The 5,819-nt window shown below is 69.9% G+C and carries 5 protein-coding genes; 1 reads left to right on the forward strand and 4 read right to left on the reverse strand.

The annotated features are described in order from the left end of the window. Positions 1 to 20 precede the first annotated feature (20 nt). Positions 21 to 1,682, reverse strand: coding sequence for a polynucleotide kinase-phosphatase (locus tag ACWELQ_RS35985; protein WP_452401480.1), 1,662 nt, complete (start codon positions 1,680 to 1,682; stop codon positions 21 to 23). Next, on the reverse strand, positions 1,682 to 3,217 hold the full coding sequence (locus ACWELQ_RS35990) for a 3' terminal RNA ribose 2'-O-methyltransferase Hen1 (protein ID WP_452401481.1): 1,536 nt from the start codon (positions 3,215 to 3,217) through the stop codon (positions 1,682 to 1,684). Before ACWELQ_RS35990 ends, ACWELQ_RS35985 begins: the two co-directional genes overlap by 1 nt. A 146-nt stretch (positions 3,218 to 3,363) precedes the next feature. On the opposite strand from ACWELQ_RS35990, the gene ACWELQ_RS35995 reads away from it, so the two are divergent. Then, the gene (locus tag ACWELQ_RS35995; protein WP_452401482.1) at positions 3,364 to 4,614 is read left to right on the forward strand and encodes a DUF7373 family lipoprotein; all 1,251 of its coding nucleotides are present in this window, start codon (positions 3,364 to 3,366) and stop codon (positions 4,612 to 4,614) included. Between the two features lie 24 nt (positions 4,615 to 4,638). Here the strand turns inward: ACWELQ_RS35995 and ACWELQ_RS36000 are convergent, their stop codons facing one another. Then, positions 4,639 to 5,028, reverse strand: a complete 390-nt coding sequence (locus tag ACWELQ_RS36000) for a nuclear transport factor 2 family protein (protein ID WP_452401483.1) — start codon at positions 5,026 to 5,028, stop codon at positions 4,639 to 4,641. Between the two features lie 2 nt (positions 5,029 to 5,030). Further along, positions 5,031 to 5,654, reverse strand: coding sequence for an MFS transporter (locus ACWELQ_RS36005; protein WP_452401484.1), 624 nt, complete (start codon positions 5,652 to 5,654; stop codon positions 5,031 to 5,033). Between the last annotated feature and the right edge of the window lie 165 nt (positions 5,655 to 5,819).

Below are 5,819 nucleotides of genomic sequence, written 5' to 3' on the forward strand. Positions count from 1 at the left end.
CTCCTCGGGCAGCGAGATCGTCATGGTGACGCCCTCGACCCCGATACCGAAGCCGGACAGCCGCTGGCCGACGAATTCGCGCATCCCATGTGCTTGGCCTCGCAAACCACGGTGTCCACGCCTTCGGAGCGGTAGTACTCGAAGGCCTGGGCCGGATGTTCCAGGTACCCGTCCAGCGTGGAGGTGGCACACGGCGACATGGTCGGCGGCAGGTACACCAGCCAGCGCGGGTCCACGGCGAAGCGGCTCATCACTTCCAGCGCGGCCGCCGCGGCGTCCTCGCGCACGTTGACCCGGCCCAGGTGGCGGGTCTCCACCACGCGGCGGCCAAGCACATCGTCAAGATCCAGCACGCCCGGATCCCGCTGCACGACTGCCTCGCCGGTGGCGAAGACCCCGGCTTCCAACGGCCGCACCGGCTCGAACCAGACCTGTTCGGCCGCGACCGAAACCGGCTCCCGCTCCGGGTAGCGCAGGGCGGTCAGGCGGCCGCCGAACACCACGCCGGTGTCCAGGCACAGCGTGTTGTTCACCCACACCAGCTCAGTCATGGGCGTGTGGCCGTAGAGCACCAGCGCCTTGCCGCGGTAGTCACTCGCCCACGGGTAGCGCACCGGCAGTCCGTATTCGTCGGTCTCGCCGGTGGATTCGCCGTACATGGCGAACTCGCGGACCCGGCCGGAGGTGCGGCCGTGGTACGCCTCCTTCAGCCCCGCGTGCGCGACCACCAGCTGGCCGCCGTCGAGCACGTAGTGACTGACCAGGCCGCGCATGAATTCCTGTGTGGCCTTGCGGAATTCGGCGTCCTCGGCCTCCAGCTGCGCCAGTGACTCGGCGAGCCCGTGCGCCACCTTGACCCGGCGGCCGTCGAGCGCGCGCACCAGCTTGAACTCGTGGTTGCCGGTGACGCACAGCGCGTTTCCGGATTCCACCATGCCCATGACCAGCCGCAGCACGCCCGGGGTGTCGGGCCCGCGGTCGACCAGGTCGCCGACGAACACGGCCGTGCGCCCCTCGGGGTGCCGGGCGTCGATCGCCCGGTCGTCCTCGTCGCGGGCGATGTAGTACCCGAGCTCGCACAACAGCGTCTCCAGCTCGCTGCGGCAGCCGTGCACGTCGCCGATCACGTCGAAAGGCCCGGTGAGATCGGACTTGTCGTTCCACAGCCGCTCGTCGCGGATGCTCGCCGCCTCGATGTCCTCCACACCGTGCAGCACGTGCACCTTGCGGAAACCCTCGCGCTCCAGGAACTTCAGCGACCGCTTCAGATCCCGCTGGTGGCGGTTGACCACGTGTGGCCCGAGATCGGCGCGGTCGAGGCGCAGCGCGTTGCGGCGCACGCACTCGGCCTCGGGCACGTCGAGCACGATCGCCACCGGCAGCACATCGTGGGCGCGGGCCAGCTCGACCAGCGCCTGCCGGGCCTTCGGCTGCACATTGGTGGCGTCGATGACGGTGCGCAGGCCGCGCCGCAGCCGCACGCCGGCGACGTGATGCAGCAGCTCGAACGCCTCGTTGGTGGCCGACTGATCGGCCTCGTCATCGCTCACCAGCCCCCGGTAGGCGTCCGAGGACAGCACCGCCGTGGACCGGAAGTGCTTGTGCGCGAACGTCGATTTCCCGGAACCGCTGGAGCCGATCAGCACGACCAGCGACAGCACCGGGACGGACAGCTCAGCCATTACGCGGCTCCTTTCTGGTCGCTGTCGCCTGCACCTTGTTTCGTGAACACAGCCATCTGTGTCGACGCCCCCACTTCCGCATCCTCCGGCCCGATCGGCACGAATCGCACGGCATACCCGTACGTTTCGCCGACCCGCCGCGCCCAGTCCGCGAATTCTGCCCGGCTCCACTCGAATCGGTGATCGGTATGCCGGAACGTGCCCGCGTGCAGGGTCTCGTAGCGCACGTTGTACTCACTGTTGGGCGTGGTGACCAGCACCGCGTCCGGCGCGGCCGACCCGAACACCGAATGCTCCAGCGCGGCCAGCCGCGGCGCGTCCACATGCTCGATCACCTCCATGAGCACGGCGGCGTCGTAACCGCGCAGCGAGGCATCGGTATACGTGAGCGCACCCTGCCGCACGGTGACCCGCCGCGACTGCCATTCCGGCAGCCGCCGCAGCCGCCGGGCCGCGATGTGCAGCTCCCGCATCGACACGTCGATCCCGACGAGCTCGGTGAAGGCCCGGTCCGCCACCAGTTCCCGCAGCAGCGACCCCTGCCCGCACCCGAGGTCCAGCACGCGGCCCGCGCCGACTTCGAGCAGTGCCCGGTGCACGGCCTGCCGCCGCAGCACCGCCAGCGACGGACCCGGTTCGGCGGACTCGGCCACCGACCCGTCGGCCACCGCGCTCGGCTCGCTCCCGGAGCCGGTCGAATCAGGTCCGGGCGCAGCCGATTCCGTGGTCTCGCCGTCGTCGTCGAGTTCCACCTCGACCGCGTCCAGCTCCTCCGGCTCGGCATCGTCCAGTTCCGCCAGCCGGGCCAGCGCCGTCCGAACGAGGGTGTAGCGGCGGGTCAGGTAGCGGCGCGTGATCCACTCCCGCTCCGGGTGACCGCTCAGCCAGCCCTCGCCGAAGCGCAGCAGCTTGTCCACCTCGGCGCTGTCGAGCCAGTAGTGCTTGCTGCCGTCGAGCACGGGCAGCAGCACGTACAGATGCGACAGCGCATCCGACAGCCGCAGCGTGCCGGTGAGTTCGAGCCGCAGGTAATGCGAGTCGCCCCATTCGGGAAAAGCGGGGTCCAACGGCAGGGGAGTGGCCACGACGGTCCAGCCCAGCGGTGCGAACACCCGCTCGGCGTACTCCGCGCCGCCCTTGCACGGCACGGCCGGAAGTTCGATGCGCAGCGGCAGCGCCGTTTCCGCCAGTTCCGGCCGCTGCGCGCACCGGCCGTGCAGCGCGGTCCCGAATACCGTGGAAATGGCGACCGACAACAGTGACGACGCCGCGTACGGCCGATCGTTCACATATTGTCCGAGGCTGAATTCCGGCGTCCCCTTTGATTTCCCGCGCACCAGCCGGACCGGATCGATCTCCAGCAGCAGCGCCGCGGTGCAGCGTTCCTCGGACGCCTCGGGGTACAACACGTGGGCGATGCCGTAAGACTGCTCGAAAGCTTGTATCCGCGCGGGATTCTTGTGCAGCAGAAAACCGAGATCGCTGGCAGGCCAGGCGGCGTCATCGGGTCGCGTACAAGAAATCGTCAACAGCATCCTGCGATGCTCCCGTAATAGCACCGCACCGGCAAACATATTTAACGGGTGTTCGTGTATCCCGCAGTCCCGCAATGAAATCGAATCGGCAACGATATCGAGTTGAACGGTTGCCCACCTCGCGGGTCCGGCTCACACTCGAAAAGATGCTTCCAGGGGAGGATTTCACCGGTGGTCGCAGCTCGGGGAGGCTTCGTCGCACACGATCCGGACAGGCGTCATGCCTGGCGGTGGCGGTGCTGGCGAGCGCCTGCGCGATCGCCGGAACACCACACGCGACACCACCCGACCTTCTCGGCCTCGACCTGACCGGCTACGGCGATCGGCCGTTGTCCGCACCGGCCGATACCGCCTACGGCGGACTGCTGGAATCGGCGCGCATGTCGGAGGCGGTGGTGTCGCCGAGCGCGATCGACCCGGCCCTGCGCACCGTCGCCGCCGCACCGGTCCCGGCACCCGCCTCGGCGGTCGGCATCCTCGCCGACGCCACCGTCGGCGATCTCGCCCGCTACGGCATGCTCGCCGGATTCAGTATCGGCGGCACCGACACCGACTCCGGGCCGCCGCAACCGGGCGCGTCCCGCGCGGTGCGCCTCACCGTGCTGCGGATGCGCGACGAAACCGCCGCCATCGACGCGGCCCGGCGGATCGACGCGGACGATGCCGCCGTCAACCGCGACAATGTCGACGTCCCGTTCCCCGAATACTTTGCGACGTACGGGCATTGGCGGCCCTACGTGGCGAGCATGGCGGCCACCCTGGCCCACGGCCCCTTCGTCGTCACCCTCTACCTCACCGCCGCGACCACCGATCGCGCGGCGTTGCGCGCGATGGCCACCACCGCGTTCGACACCGAACTGCCCCGCTTGGACGCCTTCGCCGCCACCCCCGCCGAGTCCTTGCCCACGCTCCCGCTGGACCCGGCCGGAATGCTCGGCCGCACCCTGCCCGCCGACCCCGGAAAATGGCCGTACCCGCAGGTTTTCGTGCACGACGACAGCCGCATCGCCGGATGGGGCGGGCAGCGCGACGCGACCGGAGTGGTCTACGGGCCCGTCGAGGCCGCCGCCTGGTCCGGTTTCACCGACGCCGCCCCGGAGGCCATGGCGGTCGCGGGCTCGACCCACCTGCTGCGGTTCTCCGACGCGGTCGCCGCGCGCAAGGCGCTGCGGCAGCGCCGGGCGGCGACGCTGCCGCAGTTCGCGGCCGCGCCGCCGCCCGGCCTACCGGACGCGCTCTGCCTGGCCGACCGGGTCGCCGTCTCGAACGGCGACGCGCAGGCCGTCGTCTGCCTGGTCCTGCACGGCCGCTACCTGGCCGTCGTCTACGGCCCGGAGGAGACGACCGCCCACCGCAAGGCGAGCGCGCAGTACGCGCTCCTCGTGCGCGCCACCTGATTCCGGGCCCGGCGGGCTCACGGATCACGGATTCAGCTGGGCCCGGAAGATCGCGTGGTTGAAGTACGCCTTCGCCTCCGCGATCAAGCCGTCGGCATCGAGCTCGTAGACATTGATGCCGGACCAGTTGACCGGCAAGCCCGAAACCGACACCGCCGCACCGCTCCACGAGACCGCGACCGAGCTGCCGACGGTGTGCGCCTCGCGCGGTGTGAGCCCCAGAAACGGGCTGAAATTCGGAATGACACCGGCGATGAAATCGCGAATCGCGGTGCGGCCCACGATCGGCGGCGTCCCCACCGGATCGTGGAAGACACCGTTCTCGGCGAAGGCGGCGGCCCAGGCGTCGGCATCGCCGGACTGGGAGGCGGTGAAGAACCGCAGCACCGATGCGGGCATGGCGGGCATGGTCATGACTACTCCTTCGATTCGTGGATCCGCCGCACGTCGTAGCGGCGGGCGAGGGGGAGAACGGTGAGCGCGAGCAGGACGAGCACGGCTTGCAGGCCACAAACCCCGAGCCAGCCCCGGAAGCCGTAACAGGCCGAGGCGAGGGCGGCGCACAGCGCGCCGCTGAGAAAGACGGCGACCATGTACACCGTGTTCGCGCGGCTGCGCGCCTCGGGCAGGTAGCCGAAAATCCTGGCCTGATTGGCGATCTGGCTCCACTGCACGGAGACATTGGCCAGCACGATCGCCACGATCAAGAAGGGCAGCACGGTCCCGCCCAACGCGTACGCACCCGCGGCCGCGAGCATGAGCGCCAGCGCGGACGCGATGATGGGGAGCGGCCCGCGCCGATCGATGAACCGGCCCGCCCAGGGCGCGGCCACCGCACCCGCCAGCCCCAGCGCACCGAACAATCCCGCGACCGCGCTGCCGTAGTGATAGGGCGCACGCGTGAGCACCAGAACGAGCGATGTCCACGTCGTCGTATAAGCCCCGAACAGCAGTCCGTGCAGGGCACATGAATGCCGCAGGGCCGGTTCACGAATCAGTAGACGGCCGAGCGAAGCCAGCAGCCTCGGATAGCTGGGCACGGCCGACGTGGGCGGTTCGGTCGACGGCGGCGACGCGTCGTCGGTGGCGGGCCCGGTCGGTGGCGCGGGCCTGGCTCATCGGGGCCTGCTGGCTCACGATCTGCCTGACCCTGCGCTCCTACACCCGCCTGGTCACCGACCGCCTGCCCGCCTCGGTGCGCTGAT

This window comes from Nocardia sp. NPDC004722, assembly GCF_053601505.1.